The sequence below is a fragment of the Streptomyces sp. FIT100 genome (genome assembly GCF_024584805.1).
Taxonomy (GTDB): domain Bacteria; phylum Actinomycetota; class Actinomycetes; order Streptomycetales; family Streptomycetaceae; genus Streptomyces.
Map to the genome: position 1 here is coordinate 4704993 of NZ_CP075715.1, position 20213 is coordinate 4725205.

Here is a 20213-nt window from a genome sequence, read left to right on the forward strand (position 1 = left end):
CAGGCCGGCAGCAGCGGTCAGGTCACCGGCAGCGGTCAGGTCACCGGCAACCGTCAGGCCACCAGCGGCGGTCAGTACGCCACCGCCACCGCCTGCTTCACCGTTGCCGGGTCGCCGGTCATCGCCAGCATCGCGTGGGCGACGTCCGCCCGGGAGATCTTCGCGCCGCCGCGCAGGCTCGCGCCGACCGCCGTGCGGTAGCGCCCGGTGAGCGGGCCGTTGGTCAGCTTCGGCGGCCGGACCGACGTCCAGTCGGTCGCGCTGCGCCGCATGTCGTCCTCCATGATCCGCAGGTCGTCGTAGTGCTTGCGCAGCACCCGCGAGACCAGGGGCGTGCCGATGTACCGCAGGAAGAACGTCTCGTCCTCGGGGACGGGCCCGAGCGGCGCCGCGCTCACCGCGAGGAAGCGCCGGGTGCCCGCCGCCTCCAGGGCCTGGAGCACCGGGCGGGTGAGCCGCGAGGCGACCCCGACCTGCTTGGTGGAGCGGGGGCCGAGGCCCGAGAGGACCGCGTCGCGGCCCGCGCGCCCGGCGCAGCGCCTCCGGGTCGTCGAACCGGGCCGTCGCCACATCGAGCCGCTCGCGCCCGTCGGCCGGGACGGACAGCCGTGCCGGGTCACGGACCACGGCCGTGACCTGATGGCCGGCCGCCAGGGCCTGGCGGACGATCTCCTGGCCGATGCCGCCGGTCGCGCCGAGAACCGTGAGCTTCATGTCTACCCCGAGAAGATGGTGGAAGGTGGGTGAGTGCTTACTCACCACTAGGGTGAGTAAGCACTCACCCACCCGTCAACCCCCGATCCCGGATGGAGCGCACATGCAGCGACCCGCGCGGGAGCGCATCCTCGACGCCGCGCACCGGCTGATGCTCACCGTCGGCCTGACCCGGGCCACCACCAAGGCCATCGCCGCGGCCGCCGACTGCTCCGAAGCGGCGCTGTACAAGCACTTCGCGAGCAAGGAAGAGCTGTTCGTGAACGTGCTGAAGGAGCGGCTGCCCGAGCTGGACCCGTTGCTGCGCCGGCTCGACGCGGACCCGGGGGAGCGGAGCGTCGAGGAGAACCTGACCGACATCGCGCGCCAGGCCGCGCTCTTCTACGCCGAGGTCTTCCCGATCGCGGCGTCGCTCTACGCCGAGCCGTCACTCAAGGCGCGCCACGACGACGCGATGCGGGCGATGGGGGTCGGGCCGCACCGGCCGATCGAGGCGCTCGACGCATATCTGCGGGCCGAGCGGGCGGCGGGCCGGGTCGCCGCGGACGCGGACACGTTCGCCGCGGCCTCGCTGCTGCTCGGTGCGTGTGCGCAGCGCGCCTTCGCGTACAAGGCGACCGCCGGCGGTGAGCCGCCGCAGTCCCTCGACGAGTTCGCGGCCGGGATCGTCCGCATGCTGCTGCGCGGGCTCGGCTAGCTAGTGCTGTGACCGGAAAGGTTCACCGAGTAGCTCGCGGCGTCCGGTGCGGTGCATCGCAAGGCGGAGGGTCGCCCTCGTACTGGGCGTACTCGGGTGACTCCGACAACGCCGCGTGGGGGCACCTCCCGTGCCCGAAGGGCTACGGGGGAGTGCCGTGCCGGGCGTCGCGAGCCGGTGAACCCTCCCGGCCACAGCACTAGCCGGCCAGCCAGGTGTCGATGCCCGCCAGGAGCTCCGTACGGACCTCCTCCGGCGCCGCCGATCCGCGCACCGACTGGCGGGCGAGCTCCGCCAGTTCCGCGTCGGTGAAGCCGTGGTGGCGGCGGGCGATGTCGTACTGGGCCGCCAGGCGGGAGCCGAAGAGGAGGGGGTCGTCGGCGCCGAGGGCCATGGGGACGCCCGCGTCCCACAGGGTCCGCAGAGGCACGTCCTCCGGCTTGTCGTAGACACCGAGCGCGACGTTCGACGCCGGGCAGACCTCGCAGGTCACGCCGCGCTCCGCCAGCCGGCGCAGCAGGCGGGGGTCCTCCGCGGCCCGTACGCCGTGGCCGATGCGCGAGGCGTGCAGGTCGTCCAGGCAGTCCCGTACGGACGAAGGGCCCGTCAGTTCGCCGCCGTGCGGGGCGGCGAGCAGCCCGCCGTCGCGGGCGATGGCGAACGCGCGGTCGAAGTCGCGGGCCATGCCCCGCCGCTCGTCGTTGGAGAGCCCGAAGCCGACCACGCCCCGGTCCGCGTACCGCACGGCCAGCCGGGCGAGTGTGCGGGCGTCCAGGGGGTGCTTCATCCGGTTCGCCGCGACCAGCACCCGTATCCCGAGGCCGGTCGCGCGCGCCGCGTCGTCCACCGCGTCGAGGATGATCTCCAGCGCCGGGATCAGTCCGCCCAGCATCGGCGCGTACGACGTCGGGTCGACCTGGATCTCCAGCCAGCCGGAACCGTCCCTGACGTCCTCCTCGGCGGCCTCGCGCACCAGCCGCCGGATGTCCTCGGGGGCGCGCAGACACGAGCGCGCGATGTCGTACAGCCGCTGGAAACGGAACCAGCCGCGCTCGTCCGTCGCCCGTAGCTTCGGCGGCTCGCCGCTGGTCAGTGCGTCGGGGAGGTGGACCCCGTATTTGTCGGCGAGTTCGAGCAGGGTGGCGGGCCGCATCGAGCCCGTGAAGTGCAGATGCAGATGGGCCTTCGGCAGCAGACTCAGATCGCGGACTTTCGGGGGGTTCGGGGGGTGTCCCCCTGAAGGGCTCGGCATTGGAAGATCTTGCCGCAGGGGGCGGCCGTCCGGCAGCCCCTTTCCCCGATCGGGTCCTTGCCCGAACACAGGAACGGGCTCCCGGCCGAAGCCGGAAGCCCGTTCCGCAGGAAGCAGCAGGAAGCAGCAGGAAGCAGCAGGGAGTCGCCGGGAGCTCAGTCCCGGGCCTCCGCCAGCAGCTTCTGGAGCCGCGAGACACCCTCGACCAGATCCTCGTCGCCCAGCGCGTACGACAGCCGCAGATAGCCGGGCGTGCCGAACGCCTCGCCCGGTACGACCGCGACCTCGGCCTCGTCCAGGATCAGCGCCGCCAGCTCCACGGAGGTCTCCGGGCGCTTGCCGCGGATCTCCTTGCCGAGCAGGGCCTTCACCGACGGGTACGCGTAGAAGGCGCCCTCCGGCTCCGGGCAGATCACGCCGTCGATCTCGTTGAGCATCCGCACGATGGTCTGCCGGCGGCGGTCGAACGCCTCACGCATCGTCGCGACCGCGTCCAGGCTGCCGGAGACCGCGGCGAGCGCGGCGACCTGCGCCACGTTGGACACGTTGGACGTGGCGTGGGACTGGAGGTTGGTCGCGGCCTTCACGACGTCCTTCGGGCCGACGATCCAGCCCACCCGCCAGCCGGTCATCGCGTACGTCTTCGCCACGCCGTTCACGACGATGCACTTGTCGCGCAGCTCGGGCACGAGCGCGGGGATCGAGGTGAACGCCGCGTCGCCGTAGACGAGGTGCTCGTAGATCTCGTCCGTCAGCACCCACAGACCGTGCTCCAGGGCCCAGCGGCCGATCGCCTCGGTGTCCGCCTCGCTGTAGACCGCGCCGGTCGGGTTGGACGGGGAGACGAAGAGGACGACCTTGGTCCGCTCGGTGCGCGCCGCCTCCAGCTGCTCGACCGAGACCCGGTAGCCGGTGGTCTCGTCGGCGACCACGTCGACCGGGACACCGCCCGCGAGCCGGATCGACTCGGGGTACGTCGTCCAGTACGGCGCCGGGACGATGACCTCGTCACCCGGGTCCAGGATCGCGGCGAAGGCCTCGTAGATCGCCTGCTTCCCGCCGTTGGTCACCAGGACCTGGGCCGGGTCGACCTCGTAGCCGGAGTCGCGGAGCGTCTTCTCGGCGATGGCCTTCTTCAGCTCGGGAAGGCCGCCGGCCGGCGTGTAGCGGTGGTACTTCGGGTTCTTGCATGCCTCGATCGCGGCCTCGACGATGTAGTCGGGCGTCGGGAAGTCGGGCTCGCCCGCGCCGAAGCCGATCACGGGACGCCCGGCGGCCTTGAGGGCCTTGGCCTTGGCGTCGACGGCGAGGGTCGCGGACTCGGAGATCGCGCCGATGCGGGCGGACACCCGGCGCTCGGTCGGAGGAGTTGCAGCGCTCATACGGCCATCGTCCCAGACCCCGCGGGGCCCGGGCACAAGGGTTTCGCGGACCGGACAGATGTCGGGGAGATAGGGGGGAGAGGCGCGGTCGGTGGCCTGACAGGGCCCTGTCGGAACACGGACAGGAACCACTGAGAAGCTGTCTGTTCGACGCAGCGCCTCTGACCACGTACACTCTTGGCTCGTTGGCCCTCACCGACCACCTCGACCCATGGGGTAGGTTTGGGGGGAACCACAAAGGGTCGTAGCTCAATTGGTAGAGCACTGGTCTCCAAAACCAGCGGTTGGGGGTTCAAGTCCCTCCGGCCCTGCTACACACACCTTCGCCAGGATGTGTGCGCATGTACGTACTTCGATATACAGCCGTGCGGCTCAACCGGGCGCGGCACGGCCACGACCCGGAATCAGGTGAGAGACGTGACGGACGCCGTGGGCTCCATCGACATGCCTGATGCCGAGGATGAGGCGCCAGAGGCCCGGAAGAAGACCCGGAAGGGCGGCAAGCGCGGGAAGAAGGGCCCCTTCGGGCGCCTCGCGCTGTTCTACCGCCAGATCGTCGCCGAGCTGCGCAAGGTCGTCTGGCCGACGCGCAGCCAGCTGACGACGTACACCACAGTGGTGATTGTCTTCGTCGTCATCATGATCGGCCTTGTGACCGTGATGGACTATGGCTTGCAGGCAGCAGTCAAGTACGTCTTCGGCTGATCCCGCGGAGGGCGCCTGGCCGGCGCCCCTTTCGCATGTTCCACCCCATCTGTAGCCAGGAAGAAGCAGCCACCGTGTCTGACCCGAACCTGAACGACGCCATCGAGTCGGCGGAGTCCGCTGAGGACCAGCTCGACATCGTCGAGGCGGCGGACGCTGTGGACCCGGACCAGGCCGAAGCTGCCGACGACGCCGCGGGGGAGTCGGCCGAGGTGGCCGCGATCCACGCCGAGGACGAAACCGAAGACGAGGCCGAGGCCGAGGCGGTCGCCGAGACCGACGAGGACGAGGACGCCGCCGAAGCCGCTGAGGCGGAGGACGCCGACGAGGACGAGGCCGTGGCGGAGCCCGAGGCGCCCGTCGACCCGATCGCCGCGCTCCGCGACGAGCTGCGCGGTCTGCCCGGCGAGTGGTACGTGATCCACACCTACGCGGGCTACGAGAAGCGCGTGAAGGCCAACCTGGAGCAGCGTGCCGTCTCGCTGAACGTCGAGGACTTCATCTACCAGGCCGAGGTCCCCGAGGAAGAGATCGTCCAGATCAAGAACGGCGAGCGCAAGAACGTCCGGCAGAACAAGCTGCCCGGTTACGTGCTCGTCCGTATGGACCTGACGAACGAGTCCTGGGGCGTCGTCCGCAACACCCCCGGTGTCACCGGCTTCGTGGGCAACGCCTACGACCCGTACCCGCTGACCCTGGACGAGATCGTCAAGATGCTCGCCCCCGAGGCCGAGGAGAAGGCCGCCCGCGAGGCCGCGGAGGCCGAGGGCAAGCCGGCTCCGGCCCGCAAGGTCGAGGTCCAGGTGCTGGACTTCGAGGTCGGCGACTCGGTCACCGTCACGGACGGCCCGTTCGCCACCCTCCAGGCCACGATCAACGAGATCAACGCCGACTCGAAGAAGGTCAAGGGCCTCGTCGAGATCTTCGGCCGCGAGACCCCGGTCGAGCTGAGCTTCGACCAGATCCAGAAGAACTAGCTCGCACAGAAGCTTCCGACCAGGTCAGAACGGCCCTCGTGGCCGTTCTGACCTGGTCGGTTTTTGGCCGCGCACTCATACCCGTTATCGTTGTGCGGTATGCCTCCATCCGGATGATCGGGTGGAAGGCGGAAAACTCTCACTAGGACCCGGAGAGAGCAATGCCTCCCAAGAAGAAGAAGGTCACGGGGCTTATCAAGCTCCAGATCCAGGCCGGCGCGGCCAACCCGGCTCCGCCGGTCGGCCCCGCGCTGGGTCAGCACGGCGTCAACATCATGGAGTTCTGCAAGGCCTACAACGCCGCGACCGAGTCGCAGCGTGGCATGGTCGTGCCGGTGGAGATCACGGTCTACGAGGACCGTTCCTTCACCTTCGTCACCAAGACTCCGCCGGCCGCCAAGCTGATCCTCAAGGCCGCGGGTGTGGACAAGGGCTCCGGCGAGCCGCACAAGACCAAGGTCGCCAAGCTGACGCGCGACCAGGTCCGCGACATCGCCACCACCAAGATGCCCGACCTGAACGCCAACGACCTGGACGCCGCCGAGAAGATCATCGCCGGCACCGCCCGCTCCATGGGCATCACGGTCGAGGGCTGATCAGCTCCCCGCTTGCCACGCGGCGGTAGCCGCACACGCAGCACAGCAGTGGCAGGGCCAGGCGCTGGCCCGGACCACGACTCCACACCTGAACCAACACAGGAGAAGAAGTGAAGCGCAGCAAGGCTCTCCGCAACGCGGACGCCAAGGTCGACCGGGAGCGCAGCTACGCCCCGCTCGAGGCCGTCCGCATTGCGAAGGACACCGCCACCACCAAGTTCGACGGCACCGTCGAGGTCGCCTTCCGCCTGGGCGTTGACCCGCGCAAGGCCGACCAGATGGTCCGTGGCACCGTGAACCTTCCGCACGGCACCGGTAAGACCGCCCGGGTCCTGGTCTTCGCGACCGGTGACCGTGCTGCGGCCGCGGAAGCCGCTGGCGCCGACATCGTCGGCTCCGACGAACTGATCGACGAGGTCGCGAAGGGCCGTCTGGACTTCGACGCCGTCGTCGCCACCCCGGACCTCATGGGCAAGGTCGGCCGCCTCGGCCGTGTGCTCGGTCCCCGTGGTCTCATGCCGAACCCCAAGACCGGCACCGTGACCATGGACGTCGCCAAGGCTGTCACCGACATCAAGGGCGGCAAGATCGAGTTCCGCGTCGACAAGCACTCGAACCTGCACTTCATCATCGGCAAGGTCTCCTTCGACGAGACGAAGCTGGTCGAGAACTACGCCGCGGCGCTGGAGGAGATCCTCCGTCTGAAGCCGTCCGCCGCGAAGGGCCGCTACATCAAGAAGGCGACCCTGACCACCACCATGGGCCCCGGCATCCCGCTGGACTCCAACCGCACCCGCAACCTCCTCGTCGAGGAGGACCCGGCAGCTGTCTGACCGGGTACGAGCCTGACCGGCTCAGGTGTACTGGACGGCCCCCACGCCTCTTCCGAGGCGTGGGGGCCGTCCCCGTACGGGCGGATTTGCCTGTACGGCACCCCGTCCCGTACGCTTCCACGGAAGCCAAAGACCGCTGGTTGTCGCTGTGCCCTCACAGGGTGCGGCGGCCGAAGGATCCGCTTGACTGCGGACGGCCCGCGCAGGTGACAGTGGAAGAGCTCCCGGATGTCCATCCGGTCGAGCTCCGCCCCGTGCGCCTGCGCCCGGGGCGTTTCGTTTTGTTCAGCCCCTTCCGAGCGGTCCTCATCACCCGGAAGGAGGCCGACGCTCTATGGCAAGGCCCGACAAGGCTGCCGCGGTAGCCGAGCTCGCGGACCAGTTCCGCAGCTCGAACGCCGCTGTGCTGACCGAGTACCGGGGTCTCACCGTGGCGCAGCTCAAGACGCTGCGTCGTTCGCTCGGTGAGAACGCCCAGTACGCCGTGGTGAAGAACACGCTGACCAAGATTGCGGCCAACGAGGCCGGGATCACTTCGCTCGACGACCAGTTCAATGGTCCGACGGCGGTTGCCTTCATCACCGGTGACCCGGTGGAGTCGGCGAAGGGTCTTCGTGACTTCGCCAAGGACAACCCGAATCTCATCATCAAGGCGGGTGTCCTTGACGGCAAGGCGCTGTCCGCCGATGAGATCAAGAAGCTTGCGGACCTCGAGTCCCGCGAGGTTCTGCTCGCCAAGCTGGCGGGCGCCTTCAAGGGCAAGCAGTCCCAGGCTGCGCAGCTCTTCCAGGCGCTTCCGTCGAAGCTCGTCCGCACCGTGGACGCGCTTCGCGCCAAGCAGGCCGAGCAGGGCGGTGCCGAGTAATTCGGCTCGCGCATTGATCCGCGCCGCCTGAGGCGGCACGGGTCGCAGCGGGCCACCGTACGCCCGCCTCACATGTACATCCGGCACCAGCCGAATTAGTGGAAGGACCGCCATCATGGCGAAGCTCAGCCAGGACGACCTGCTCGCGCAGTTCGAGGAGATGACCCTCATCGAGCTCTCCGAGTTCGTGAAGGCCTTCGAGGAGAAGTTCGACGTCACCGCCGCCGCCGCGGTCGCCGTTGCCGGCCCCGCCGGCCCGGGCGCCGTTGCCGAGGCCGTCGAGGAGCAGGACGAGTTCGACGTCATCCTCACCGGCGCCGGCGAGAAGAAGATCCAGGTCATCAAGGTCGTGCGTGAGCTGACCTCCCTGGGTCTGAAGGAGGCCAAGGACCTCGTCGACGGCACCCCGAAGCCGGTCCTCGAGAAGGTCGCCAAGGAGGCCGCGGAGAAGGCTGCCGAGTCCCTCAAGGCCGCCGGCGCCTCCGTCGAGGTCAAGTAAGTCTCGACTGCGCCCACGGGCGCACGGTGCGCCGCGAGCGGGTCCCCTGACTCCGTGCTGTAACGCGCACACGCTGAAGGGCGATCACCCATACGGGTGGTCGCCTTTCGGCGTCTCGGAGACACCCGGGAGGGCGTCTTGCACTGACCGCTGCGGAGAGTAAGGTGATCTTCGCCGTGCGCCAGGTGACGATCTCCACGGAGTGGGGGGCCTTGACGAACCGCACGCAGCGCGCAATTCTCAGGACGCGTCGTCACAACGATCCGGGTTCGAGGCATGGATCGACGACTGAACGGGCAGTATCGGTGTGCGCCTCCAGCGCACGGCATACCGCGGAGTTGAGAACAACGAGGGTCCCGGAAAACCCGCCCTGGACATCAGTGGGCCAAGTGGCTACACTGACCCTTTGCGCTGCCTGTTAGCTGCCCCCTGCCCGTCACCAGGGGCATCCCCTCGCACGAGCATCGACGACCGAATAGCCCTGACCTGGCCTTTCGACCATTTCAGGAATGTCTGTCTCCCTGCCCGGCGTGGGACCGGTACGCGCGTAGTGAGTCCGAGCCCTCGGAAGGACCCCCTCTTGGCCGCCTCGCGCAACGCCTCGACCGCGAATATGAACAACGGCGCAAGCACCGCCCCGCTGCGCATCTCCTTTGCAAAGATCAAGGAGCCCCTCGAGGTTCCGAACCTCCTCGCGCTGCAGACCGAGAGCTTTGACTGGCTGCTCGGCAATGCCGCATGGAAGGCTCGTGTCGAGGCGGCTCTGGAGTCCGGACAGGACGTCCCCACGAAGTCCGGTCTGGAGGAGATCTTCGAGGAGATCTCCCCGATCGAGGACTTCTCCGGGTCGATGTCGCTGACCTTCCGCGACCACCGCTTCGAGCCCCCCAAGAACTCGATCGACGAGTGCAAGGAGCGCGACTTCACGTACGCCGCGCCGCTCTTCGTCACGGCCGAGTTCACCAACAACGAGACCGGCGAGATCAAGTCCCAGACGGTCTTCATGGGCGACTTCCCGCTCATGACCAACAAGGGCACCTTCGTCATCAACGGCACCGAGCGTGTCGTGGTGTCGCAGCTGGTCCGCTCGCCGGGTGTCTACTTCGACTCCTCCATCGACAAGACGTCCGACAAGGACATCTTCTCGGCCAAGATCATCCCGTCCCGGGGTGCCTGGCTGGAGATGGAGATCGACAAGCGCGACATGGTCGGTGTCCGTATCGACCGCAAGCGCAAGCAGTCCGTCACCGTCCTCCTGAAGGCTCTCGGCTGGACCACCGAGCAGATCCTGGAGGAGTTCGGCGAGTACGAGTCGATGCGCGCCACCCTGGAGAAGGACCACACCCAGGGCCAGGACGACGCGCTGCTCGACATCTACCGCAAGCTGCGCCCGGGCGAGCCCCCGACGCGTGAGGCCGCGCAGACGCTGCTCGAGAACCTGTACTTCAACCCGAAGCGCTACGACCTCGCCAAGGTCGGCCGCTACAAGGTCAACAAGAAGCTCGGCGCGGACGAGCCGCTGGACGCCGGCGTGCTCACCACCGACGACGTCATCGCGACCATCAAGTACCTGGTCAAGCTGCACGCCGGCGAGATCGAGACGGTCGGTGAGAACGGCAACAACATCGTCGTCGAGACCGACGACATCGACCACTTCGGCAACCGTCGTCTGCGCAACGTCGGCGAGCTCATCCAGAACCAGGTCCGTACGGGTCTCGCCCGTATGGAGCGCGTCGTGCGCGAGCGCATGACCACCCAGGACGTCGAGGCGATCACGCCGCAGACCCTGATCAACATCCGGCCGGTCGTCGCCTCCATCAAGGAGTTCTTCGGCACCAGCCAGCTGTCCCAGTTCATGGACCAGAACAACCCGCTGTCCGGCCTGACCCACAAGCGCCGCCTGTCGGCGCTGGGCCCCGGCGGTCTCTCCCGTGAGCGGGCGGGCTTCGAGGTCCGAGACGTGCACCCGTCCCACTACGGACGCATGTGCCCGATCGAGACCCCCGAAGGCCCGAACATCGGTCTGATCGGTTCGCTCGCCTCGTACGGCCGCGTCAACGCGTTCGGCTTCGTCGAGACGCCGTACCGCAAGGTCACCGACGGCCAGGTCACCGACGAGGTGGACTACCTGACCGCCGACGAGGAGGACCGCTACGTCATCGCGCAGGCCAACGCCGCGCTCGGTGACGACCTGCGGTTCGCCGAGGCCCGCGTCCTGGTGCGCCGCCGTGGCGGCGAGGTCGACTACGTCGCACCCGGCGACGTGGACTACATGGACGTCTCGCCGCGCCAGATGGTGTCGGTCGCGACCGCCATGATCCCGTTCCTCGAGCACGACGACGCCAACCGTGCCCTCATGGGCGCGAACATGATGCGCCAGGCCGTTCCGCTCATCAAGGCGGAGGCCCCGCTCGTCGGCACCGGCATGGAGTACCGCTGCGCCACCGACGCCGGTGACGTGGTCAAGGCCGAGAAGGACGGTGTGATCCAGGAGCTCTCCGCGGACTACATCACCGTCGCCAACGACGACGGCACGTACAACACGTACCGCCTGGCCAAGTTCGCCCGCTCCAACCAGGGCACCTCGGTCAACCAGAAGGTCGTCGTCGCCGAGGGCGACCGGGTCATCGAGGGCCAGGTCCTCGCCGACGGGCCGGCCACCGAGAACGGTGAGATGGCGCTCGGCAAGAACCTGCTCGTGGCGTTCATGCCGTGGGAGGGCCACAACTACGAGGACGCGATCATCCTGTCGCAGCGCCTCGTGCAGGACGACGTCCTCTCCTCGATCCACATCGAGGAGCACGAGGTCGACGCCCGTGACACCAAGCTCGGCCCGGAGGAGATCACCCGGGACATCCCGAACGTCTCCGAGGAGGTCCTCGCCGACCTCGACGAGCGCGGCATCATCCGTATCGGTGCCGAGGTCGTCGCCGGCGACATCCTGGTCGGCAAGGTCACCCCGAAGGGCGAGACCGAGCTGACCCCGGAGGAGCGCCTGCTCCGCGCGATCTTCGGTGAGAAGGCCCGTGAGGTCCGTGACACCTCGCTGAAGGTGCCGCACGGCGAGACCGGCAAGGTCATCGGCGTCCGCGTCTTCGACCGCGAGGAGGGCGACGAGCTGCCGCCGGGCGTGAACCAGCTGGTCCGCGTCTACGTCGCGCAGAAGCGCAAGATCACCGACGGTGACAAGCTCGCCGGCCGCCACGGCAACAAGGGCGTCATCTCGAAGATCCTGCCGATCGAGGACATGCCGTTCCTGGAGGACGGCACCCCGGTCGACATCATCCTCAACCCGCTGGGTGTCCCGTCCCGAATGAACCCGGGACAGGTCCTGGAGATCCACCTCGGCTGGCTCGCCAGCCGTGGCTGGGACGTCTCCGGCCTCGCGGATGAGTGGGCGCAGCGCCTGCAGGCCATCGGCGCCGACCAGGTCGAGCCGGGCACCAACGTCGCGACCCCGGTCTTCGACGGTGCGCGCGAGGACGAGCTGGCGGGTCTGCTGCAGCACACCATCCCGAACCGGGACGGCGAGCGCATGGTGCTCCCGACCGGTAAGGCCCGGCTGTTCGACGGCCGCTCCGGTGAGCCGTTCCCGGACCCGATCTCCGTCGGGTACATGTACATCCTCAAGCTCCACCACCTGGTCGACGACAAGCTGCACGCCCGCTCGACCGGTCCGTACTCGATGATCACCCAGCAGCCGCTGGGTGGTAAGGCTCAGTTCGGTGGCCAGCGCTTCGGTGAGATGGAGGTGTGGGCGCTCGAGGCTTACGGCGCCGCTTACGCCCTCCAGGAGCTGCTGACCATCAAGTCCGACGACGTCACCGGCCGCGTGAAGGTCTACGAGGCCATCGTCAAGGGCGAGAACATCCCCGAGCCCGGCATCCCCGAGTCCTTCAAGGTGCTCATCAAGGAGATGCAGTCCCTGTGCCTCAACGTGGAGGTGCTGTCCTCGGACGGCATGTCCATCGAGATGCGCGACACCGACGAGGACGTCTTCCGCGCCGCGGAGGAGCTCGGTATCGACCTGTCCCGGCGCGAGCCGAGCAGCGTCGAAGAGGTCTGACGGGTCTGGCCGGGGCTCCCACAAAGAGCCCCGGCCGTCCCCGGACCCGTTCAGACCATTGACTTACGACCCTGAGAGGGATTGACGCATAGTGCTCGACGTCAACTTCTTCGACGAGCTCCGGATCGGCCTGGCCACCGCTGACGACATCCGTCAGTGGTCTCACGGCGAGGTCAAGAAGCCCGAGACCATCAACTACCGCACGCTCAAGCCCGAAAAGGACGGACTCTTCTGCGAGAAGATCTTCGGTCCGACCCGGGACTGGGAGTGCTACTGCGGCAAGTACAAGCGCGTCCGCTTCAAGGGCATCATCTGTGAGCGGTGTGGCGTCGAGGTCACCCGCGCCAAGGTGCGCCGTGAGCGGATGGGCCACATCGAGCTGGCCGCTCCCGTCACCCACATCTGGTACTTCAAGGGCGTTCCCTCGCGCCTCGGCTACCTGCTCGACCTCGCCCCGAAGGACCTGGAGAAGGTCATCTACTTCGCGGCGTACATGATCACGTACGTCGACGAGGAGCGCCGCACCCGCGACCTGCCCTCGCTGGAGGCGCACGTCTCCGTCGAGCGCCAGCAGATCGAGAACCGCCGCGACGCCGACCTGGAGGCCCGCGCCAAGAAGCTCGAGGCCGACCTGGCCGAGCTGGAGGCCGAGGGTGCCAAGGCCGATGTGCGCCGCAAGGTGCGCGAGGGTGCCGAGCGCGAGATGAAGCAGCTGCGCGACCGTGCCCAGCGCGAGATCGACCGTCTCGACGAGGTGTGGAACCGCTTCAAGAACCTCAAGGTCCAGGACCTGGAGGGCGACGAGCTGCTCTACCGCGAGCTGCGTGACCGCTTCGGCACGTACTTCGACGGCTCGATGGGTGCCGCGGCGCTGCAGAAGCGCCTGGAGTCCTTCGACCTGGAGGAGGAGGCCGAGCGCCTCCGCGAGATCATCCGTACCGGCAAGGGCCAGAAGAAGACCCGTGCGCTCAAGCGCCTCAAGGTCGTCTCCGCCTTCCTGCAGACCAGCAACAGCCCCAAGGGCATGGTGCTGGACTGCGTCCCGGTGATCCCGCCGGACCTGCGTCCGATGGTGCAGCTGGACGGTGGCCGCTTCGCGACCTCCGACCTGAACGACCTGTACCGCCGGGTCATCAACCGGAACAACCGTCTGAAGCGTCTGCTCGACCTCGGTGCCCCCGAGATCATCGTGAACAACGAGAAGCGGATGCTCCAGGAGGCCGTCGACGCGCTGTTCGACAACGGCCGCCGCGGCCGTCCGGTCACCGGTCCCGGTAACCGCCCGCTGAAGTCCCTCAGCGACATGCTGAAGGGCAAGCAGGGCCGCTTCCGTCAGAACCTGCTCGGCAAGCGAGTCGACTACTCGGCGCGTTCCGTCATCGTCGTCGGCCCGCAGCTGAAGCTGCACCAGTGCGGTCTGCCCAAGGCCATGGCGCTGGAGCTCTTCAAGCCGTTCGTGATGAAGCGCCTGGTCGACCTGAACCACGCGCAGAACATCAAGTCGGCCAAGCGCATGGTCGAGCGCGGCCGCACCGTCGTGTACGACGTCCTCGAAGAGGTCATCGCCGAGCACCCGGTGCTGCTGAACCGTGCGCCCACGCTGCACCGCCTCGGCATCCAGGCCTTCGAGCCGCAGCTGGTCGAGGGCAAGGCCATCCAGATCCACCCGCTCGTCTGCACCGCGTTCAACGCGGACTTCGACGGTGACCAGATGGCCGTGCACCTGCCGCTGTCCGCGGAGGCGCAGGCCGAGGCCCGCATCCTGATGCTGTCCTCGAACAACATCCTCAAGCCGGCCGACGGCCGTCCGGTGACCATGCCGACCCAGGACATGGTGCTGGGCCTCTTCTTCCTCACCACGGACGAGGAGGAGCGCGAGGTCAAGGGCGAGGGCCGGGCGTTCAACTCCAGCGCCGAGGCGATCATGGCGTTCGACGCCCGGGAGCTCTCGCTCCAGGCGAAGATCGACATCCGCTTCCCGATCGGCACCGTCCCGCCGCGCGGCTGGGTCCCCCCGGTCGAGGAGGAGGGCGACGACAGCCTCGGTGCAGGTGCGTGGCAGCAGGGCGACAGCTTCCGGCTGCGGACGACCCTGGGCCGCGCGCTCTTCAACGAGCTGCTGCCCGAGGACTACCCGTTCGTGGACTACACGGTCGGCAAGAAGCAGCTCTCCGAGATCGTCAACGACCTCGCCGAGCGCTACCCGAAGGTCATCGTGGCGGCGACGCTCGACAACCTGAAGGCGGCCGGCTTCTACTGGGCGACCCGTTCCGGTGTCACCGTCGCCATCTCCGACGTCGTCGTTCCCGAGGCGAAGAAGGAGATCGTCGCTTCGTACGAGGCCAAGGACGAGAAGGTCCAGAAGCAGTACGAGCGCGGTCTGATCACCAAGGACGAGCGCACGCAGGAGCTCATCCAGATCTGGACCCAGGCGACCAACGACGTTGCCGAGGCGATGAACGCGAACTTCCCGAAGACCAACCCCATCTTCATGATGGTCAACTCGGGTGCTCGCGGAAACATGATGCAGATGCGTCAGATCGCCGGTATGCGTGGTCTGGTGTCGAACGCCAAGAACGAGACCATCCCGCGTCCGATCAAGGCGTCCTTCCGTGAGGGCCTGTCCGTGCTGGAGTACTTCATCTCCACGCACGGTGCCCGTAAGGGTCTCGCGGACACCGCTCTGCGTACCGCCGACTCGGGTTACCTGACGCGTCGTCTGGTCGACGTCTCGCAGGACGTCATCATCCGCGAGGAGGACTGCGGCACCGACCGCGGTCTGAAGCTGCGGATCGCCGAGAAGGGCGCCGACGGCGTCCTGCGCAAGGCGGAGGACGTCGAGACGTCCGTGTACGCGCGGATGCTCGCCGAGGACGTCGTCGTGGACGGCAAGGTCATCGCGCCGGCCAACGTCGACCTCGGTGACGTGCTGATCGACGCGCTCGTGGGCGCGGGTGTCGAGGAGGTCAAGACCCGCTCGGTCCTGACCTGTGAGTCCGCGGTCGGTACGTGTGCGTACTGCTACGGCCGTTCGCTCGCCACCGGCAAGCTGGTCGACATCGGTGAGGCGGTCGGCATCATCGCCGCCCAGTCCATCGGTGAGCCCGGTACCCAGCTGACGATGCGTACCTTCCACACCGGTGGTGTGGCCGGTGACGACATCACCCAGGGTCTGCCGCGTGTCGTCGAGCTCTTCGAGGCCCGTACCCCGAAGGGTGTCGCCCCGATCTCCGAGGCCAACGGCCGCGTGCGGATCGAGGAGACCGAGAAGACCAAGAAGCTCGTCGTCACCCCGGACGACGGCAGCGACGAGACGGCGTTCCCGATCTCGAAGCGTGCCCGTCTGCTGGTGGGCGAGGGCGACCACGTCGAGGTGGGCCAGAAGCTCACCGTGGGTGCCACCAACCCGCACGACGTGCTGCGCATCCTCGGCCAGCGGGCCGTCCAGGTCCACCTGGTCGGCGAGGTCCAGAAGGTCTACAACTCGCAGGGTGTGTCGATCCACGACAAGCACATCGAGATCATCATCCGGCAGATGCTGCGCCGTGTGACGATCATCGAGTCCGGCGACGCGGAGCTGCTGCCGGGCGAGCTCGTGGAGCGCTCGAAGTTCGAGACCGAGAACCGTCGTGTGGTCACCGAGGGCGGTCACCCCGCCTCCGGCCGTCCGCAGCTGATGGGTATCACCAAGGCCTCGCTCGCCACCGAGTCGTGGCTGTCGGCGGCGTCCTTCCAGGAGACGACCAGGGTCCTCACCGACGCGGCGATCAACGCCAAGTCGGACTCCCTGATCGGCCTCAAGGAGAACGTCATCATCGGTAAGCTCATCCCGGCCGGTACGGGCCTGTCCCGCTACCGCAACATCCGGGTCGAGCCGACCGAGGAGGCCAAGGCCGCGATGTACTCGGCCGTCGGCTACGACGACATCGACTACTCGCCGTTCGGCACCGGCTCCGGCCAGGCCGTTCCGCTGGAGGACTACGACTACGGTCCGTACAACCAGTAAGGCGTACGTCTGACGAAGGGCGGTCACCCCATGCGGGGTGGCCGCCCTTCGGCGTGTCAGCGGCCGGGAGTGGCCGGAGGGGCGTGGGACGGGCGTGGGAGTCCGCCCCCGACCCGGCGGTCATCCGGCGGCCCGGGGGCGTCGGCGGTGTGGTACGGGGCGAGTCAGGCCGCGCCTCGCCCCGGTCCGGCGGCCTCGCCCTGGTCTCGCACAGGTCCTGCCGTAGCATTTTTGTGAACGCTTGCCCCGAAACGGGAAGTGGATCTAGCGGCTGGGCCCGCGAAGTGACCAGCGTGTCCGCTGTCCAGGCATTTGTTTTGACCGGAGTGATTGAGGTAGGTACGCTCAGACCTTGTGCCTGGGGTGTGCCCTGGCCCTCGTGCGTGCCTTCAACCGTACGGGGAGCCTGCACCGGCCACCGCAATCTGCGCTCTCTCTGCCTTTCGGCGGGAGCCTGCAGCATTCGACACACCCGACCGCGTGGGTCGGCGACGTTCCAGGTTAGCTTTACTGACGGCACACAGAAACCGGAGAAGTAGTGCCTACGATCCAGCAGCTGGTCCGCAAGGGCCGGCAGGACAAGGTCGAGAAGAACAAGACGCCCGCACTCGAGGGTTCCCCTCAGCGCCGCGGCGTCTGCACGCGTGTGTTCACGACCACCCCGAAGAAGCCGAACTCGGCCCTCCGTAAGGTCGCGCGTGTGCGTCTGACCTCGGGCATCGAGGTCACGGCCTACATCCCGGGTGAGGGACACAACCTGCAGGAGCACTCCATCGTGCTCGTGCGTGGTGGCCGTGTGAAGGACCTGCCGGGTGTTCGCTACAAGATCATCCGCGGCTCGCTCGACACCCAGGGTGTCAAGAACCGCAAGCAGGCCCGCAGCCGCTACGGCGCCAAGAAGGAGAAGTAAGAATGCCTCGTAAGGGCCCCGCCCCGAAGCGCCCGGTCATCATCGACCCGGTTTACGGTTCTCCTCTGGTGACCTCGCTGATCAACAAGATCCTGCTCAACGGCAAGCGTTCCACCGCTGAGCGCATCGTCTACGGCGCCATGGAAGGCCTCCGCGAGAAGACCGGCGCAGACCCGGTCATCACGCTGAAGCGCGCCCTCGAGAACGTCAAGCCGTCTCTCGAGGTCAAGTCCCGCCGTGTCGGTGGCGCCACCTACCAGGTGCCGATCGAGGTCAAGCCCGGTCGTGCCTCCACCCTCGCGCTGCGCTGGGTCGTGGGTTACTCCCGCGCCCGTCGCGAGAAGACCATGACCGAGCGCCTCATGAACGAGCTCCTTGACGCCTCGAACGGCCTCGGCGCTGCGGTCAAGAAGCGTGAGGACACGCACAAGATGGCCGAGTCCAACAAGGCCTTCGCGCACTACCGCTGGTAGTCGCAACCCCATCGAGAACCGAGAGAAGACGAAAGCCTTATGGCTACCACTTCGCTTGACCTGGCCAAGGTCCGCAATATCGGGATCATGGCCCACATCGACGCGGGCAAGACGACCACCACTGAGCGCATCCTGTTCTACACCGGTGTTTCGTACAAGATCGGTGAGGTCCACGACGGCGCTGCCACGATGGACTGGATGGAGCAGGAGCAGGAGCGCGGCATCACGATCACGTCCGCCGCGACGACCTGTCACTGGCCGCTCGAGGACGTCGACCACACCATCAACATCATCGACACCCCGGGTCACGTCGACTTCACCGTCGAGGTGGAGCGCTCCCTGCGCGTGCTCGACGGTGCCGTGACGGTGTTCGACGGCGTCGCTGGCGTCGAGCCGCAGTCCGAGACCGTGTGGCGTCAGGCCGACCGCTACGGCGTTCCGCGGATCTGCTTCGTCAACAAGCTGGACCGTACGGGTGCCGAGTTCCACCGCTGCGTGGACATGATCAGCGACCGCCTCGGCGCGCAGCCGATCGTCATGCAGCTCCCGATCGGTGCCGAGGCGGACTTCAAGGGCGTCGTCGACCTGGTCCGCATGAAGGCCCTGGTCTGGTCCGCCGAGGCCGCCAAGGGCGAGATGTACGACATCGTCGACATCCCGGACACGCACACCGAGGCTGCCGAGGAGTACCGCGGCAAGCTCGTCGAGGCCGTGGCCGAGAACGACGAAGAGATCATGGAGCTGTACCTGGAGGGCCAGGAGCCCACCGAGGAGCAGCTGTACGCCGCGATCCGCCGTATCACCATCGCCTCCGGCAAGGGCAAGGGCACCACGGTCACCCCGGTGTTCTGTGGCACCGCGTTCAAGAACAAGGGCGTTCAGCCCCTGCTCGACGCGGTCGTGCGCTACCTCCCCTCCCCCGTCGACATCGAGGCCATCGAGGGCCACGACGTCAAGGACCCGGAGCAGGTCGTCAAGCGCAAGCCGTCCGACGACGAGCCGCTGTCGGCGCTGGCGTTCAAGATCATGAGCGACCCGCACCTCGGCAAGCTCACCTTCGTGCGCATCTACTCCGGCCGTCTGGAGTCCGGCACCGCCGTGCTGAACTCCGTGAAGGGCCGCAAGGAGCGCATCGGCAAGATCTACCGCATGCACGCGAACAAGCGTGAGGAGATCGAGTCGGTGGGCGCCGGTGACATCGTCGCCGTCATGGGCCTGAAGCAGACCACCACCGGTGAGACGCTCGCGGACGAGAAGAACCCGGTGATCCTGGAGTCCATGGACTTCCCGGCGCCGGTCATCGAGGTCGCGATCGAGCCCAAGTCCAAGGGTGACCAGGAGAAGCTGGGTGTCGCCATCCAGCGTCTCGCGGAGGAGGACCCCTCCTTCCAGGTGCACACCAACGAGGAGACCGGCCAGACCGTCATCGGCGGTATGGGCGAGCTTCACCTCGAGGTGCTCGTCGACCGTATGAAGCGTGAGTTCAAGGTCGAGGCCAACGTCGGCAAGCCGCAGGTCGCGTACCGCGAGACGATCCGCAAGGCCGTCGAGCGTCACGACTACACCCACAAGAAGCAGACCGGTGGTACCGGTCAGTTCGCCAAGGTGCAGATCGCGATCGAGCCCATCGAGGGCGGCGACTCGGCCTACGAGTTCGTGAACAAGGTCACCGGTGGCCGCATCCCGAAGGAATACATTCCTTCCGTGGACGCCGGCTGCCAGGAGGCGATGTCGTTCGGCATCCTCGCCGGCTACGAGATGACGGGCGTTCGCGTCATTCTTCTCGACGGTGGCTACCACGAGGTCGACTCCTCCGAGCTCGCGTTCAAGATCGCCGGTTCGCAGGCCTTCAAGGAGGCCGCGCGCAAGGCGTCCCCGGTTCTCCTCGAGCCGATGATGGCCGTTGAGGTCACCACGCCCGAGGACTACATGGGCGATGTCATCGGTGACATCAACTCCCGCCGTGGCCAGATCCAGGCCATGGAGGAGCGTGCCGGTGCCCGTGTCGTCAAGGGCCTGGTGCCGCTGTCGGAGATGTTCGGCTACGTCGGCGACCTCCGCAGCAAGACCTCGGGTCGCGCAAGCTACTCGATGCAGTTCGACTCCTACGCCGAGGTTCCGCGGAACGTCGCCGAGGAGATCATCGCGAAGGCCAAGGGCGAGTAACTCACCCGAGTACACGCTTTAGGCTTGACGCCGTGACCGTCGGGGCGTTCCCCGCGAACCCGTGAGGTTCGC

General features: G+C 67.6%; 14 protein-coding genes, 1 tRNA gene and 1 pseudogene. 13 read left to right on the forward strand and 3 right to left on the reverse strand.

Features of this window, described 5'->3' with window-relative positions; all coding sequences use genetic code 11:
* Positions 1-71 precede the first annotated feature (71 nt).
* A pseudogene (locus tag KK483_RS21330) lies at positions 72-714 on the reverse strand (NAD(P)-dependent oxidoreductase).
* Positions 715-817: 103 nt separating this feature from the next.
* Between KK483_RS21330 and KK483_RS21335 the strand changes: the two are divergent.
* On the forward strand, positions 818-1411 hold the full coding sequence (locus KK483_RS21335) for a TetR family transcriptional regulator (RefSeq protein WP_262006810.1): 594 nt from the start codon (positions 818-820) through the stop codon (positions 1409-1411).
* Positions 1412-1610: 199 nt separating this feature from the next.
* Here KK483_RS21335 and KK483_RS21340 read toward each other — a convergent pair whose 3' ends face one another.
* A complete protein-coding gene (locus KK483_RS21340; protein WP_262006811.1) occupies positions 1611-2663 on the reverse strand; it encodes an adenosine deaminase in 1053 nt (350 codons plus the stop codon).
* A gap of 155 nt (positions 2664-2818) precedes the next feature.
* Positions 2819-4045, reverse strand: a complete 1227-nt coding sequence (locus KK483_RS21345; protein ID WP_262006812.1) for a pyridoxal phosphate-dependent aminotransferase — start codon at positions 4043-4045, stop codon at positions 2819-2821.
* A 238-nt stretch (positions 4046-4283) separates the two neighbouring features.
* On the opposite strand from KK483_RS21345, the gene KK483_RS21350 reads away from it, so the two are divergent.
* From KK483_RS21350 to fusA, 12 genes are all read left to right on the forward strand, one after another.
* A tRNA-Trp gene (locus KK483_RS21350) sits at positions 4284-4356 on the forward strand.
* A gap of 106 nt (positions 4357-4462) precedes the next feature.
* Positions 4463-4750, forward strand: coding sequence for a preprotein translocase subunit SecE (secE, locus tag KK483_RS21355; protein WP_262006813.1), 288 nt, complete (start codon positions 4463-4465; stop codon positions 4748-4750).
* A 74-nt stretch (positions 4751-4824) separates the two neighbouring features.
* Positions 4825-5727, forward strand: a complete 903-nt coding sequence (gene nusG / locus KK483_RS21360) for a transcription termination/antitermination protein NusG (RefSeq protein ID WP_262006814.1) — start codon at positions 4825-4827, stop codon at positions 5725-5727.
* A gap of 161 nt (positions 5728-5888) precedes the next feature.
* The gene (gene rplK, locus KK483_RS21365; protein WP_003956479.1) at positions 5889-6323 is read left to right on the forward strand and encodes a 50S ribosomal protein L11; all 435 of its coding nucleotides are present in this window, start codon (positions 5889-5891) and stop codon (positions 6321-6323) included.
* Between the two features lie 110 nt (positions 6324-6433).
* On the forward strand, positions 6434-7156 hold the full coding sequence (rplA, locus tag KK483_RS21370; protein WP_262006815.1) for a 50S ribosomal protein L1: 723 nt from the start codon (positions 6434-6436) through the stop codon (positions 7154-7156).
* A gap of 334 nt (positions 7157-7490) precedes the next feature.
* Positions 7491-8021, forward strand: coding sequence for a 50S ribosomal protein L10 (rplJ, locus tag KK483_RS21375; protein WP_262006816.1), 531 nt, complete (start codon positions 7491-7493; stop codon positions 8019-8021).
* 115 nt (positions 8022-8136) lie between these two features.
* Positions 8137-8520 (forward strand): 50S ribosomal protein L7/L12, encoded by a 384-nt coding sequence (rplL, locus tag KK483_RS21380; protein WP_072485559.1) that lies wholly within the window; start codon positions 8137-8139, stop codon positions 8518-8520.
* Between the two features lie 580 nt (positions 8521-9100).
* Positions 9101-12586, forward strand: coding sequence for a DNA-directed RNA polymerase subunit beta (rpoB, locus tag KK483_RS21385; protein WP_262006817.1), 3486 nt, complete (start codon positions 9101-9103; stop codon positions 12584-12586).
* 91 nt (positions 12587-12677) lie between these two features.
* Positions 12678-16592: a DNA-directed RNA polymerase subunit beta' gene (locus KK483_RS21390; RefSeq protein WP_262006818.1), complete on the forward strand. Its 3915-nt coding sequence runs from the start codon at positions 12678-12680 to the stop codon at positions 16590-16592.
* Between the two features lie 538 nt (positions 16593-17130).
* The gene (gene rpsL / locus KK483_RS21395; RefSeq protein WP_003948652.1) at positions 17131-17502 is read left to right on the forward strand and encodes a 30S ribosomal protein S12; all 372 of its coding nucleotides are present in this window, start codon (positions 17131-17133) and stop codon (positions 17500-17502) included.
* 2 nt (positions 17503-17504) lie between these two features.
* A complete protein-coding gene (gene rpsG / locus KK483_RS21400) occupies positions 17505-17975 on the forward strand; it encodes a 30S ribosomal protein S7 (protein ID WP_262006819.1) in 471 nt (156 codons plus the stop codon).
* 39 nt (positions 17976-18014) lie between these two features.
* Positions 18015-20141 carry an elongation factor G gene (gene fusA / locus KK483_RS21405; RefSeq protein ID WP_262006820.1) on the forward strand — a complete coding sequence of 709 codons (2127 nt, stop codon included), beginning with the start codon at positions 18015-18017 and terminating at the stop codon, positions 20139-20141.
* Positions 20142-20213: the final 72 nt, after the last annotated feature.

What these genes read in the sequence shown, in the direction of transcription:
- rplK (WP_003956479.1), top strand. Translation starts at nt 5,889, where the DNA reads ATGCCTCCCAAGAAGAAGAAGGTCACGGGGCTTATCAAGCTCCAGATC.
- KK483_RS21335 (WP_262006810.1), top strand. Translation starts at nt 818, where the DNA reads ATGCAGCGACCCGCGCGGGAGCGCATCCTCGACGCCGCGCACCGGCTG.
- rpsG (WP_262006819.1), top strand. Translation starts at nt 17,505, where the DNA reads ATGCCTCGTAAGGGCCCCGCCCCGAAGCGCCCGGTCATCATCGACCCG.
- fusA (WP_262006820.1), top strand. Translation starts at nt 18,015, where the DNA reads ATGGCTACCACTTCGCTTGACCTGGCCAAGGTCCGCAATATCGGGATC.
- KK483_RS21340 (WP_262006811.1), bottom strand. Translation starts at nt 2,663, where the DNA reads ATGCCGAGCCCTTCAGGGGGACACCCCCCGAACCCCCCGAAAGTCCGC.
- KK483_RS21345 (WP_262006812.1), bottom strand. Translation starts at nt 4,045, where the DNA reads ATGAGCGCTGCAACTCCTCCGACCGAGCGCCGGGTGTCCGCCCGCATC.
- rplL (WP_072485559.1), top strand. Translation starts at nt 8,137, where the DNA reads ATGGCGAAGCTCAGCCAGGACGACCTGCTCGCGCAGTTCGAGGAGATG.
- rplJ (WP_262006816.1), top strand. Translation starts at nt 7,491, where the DNA reads ATGGCAAGGCCCGACAAGGCTGCCGCGGTAGCCGAGCTCGCGGACCAG.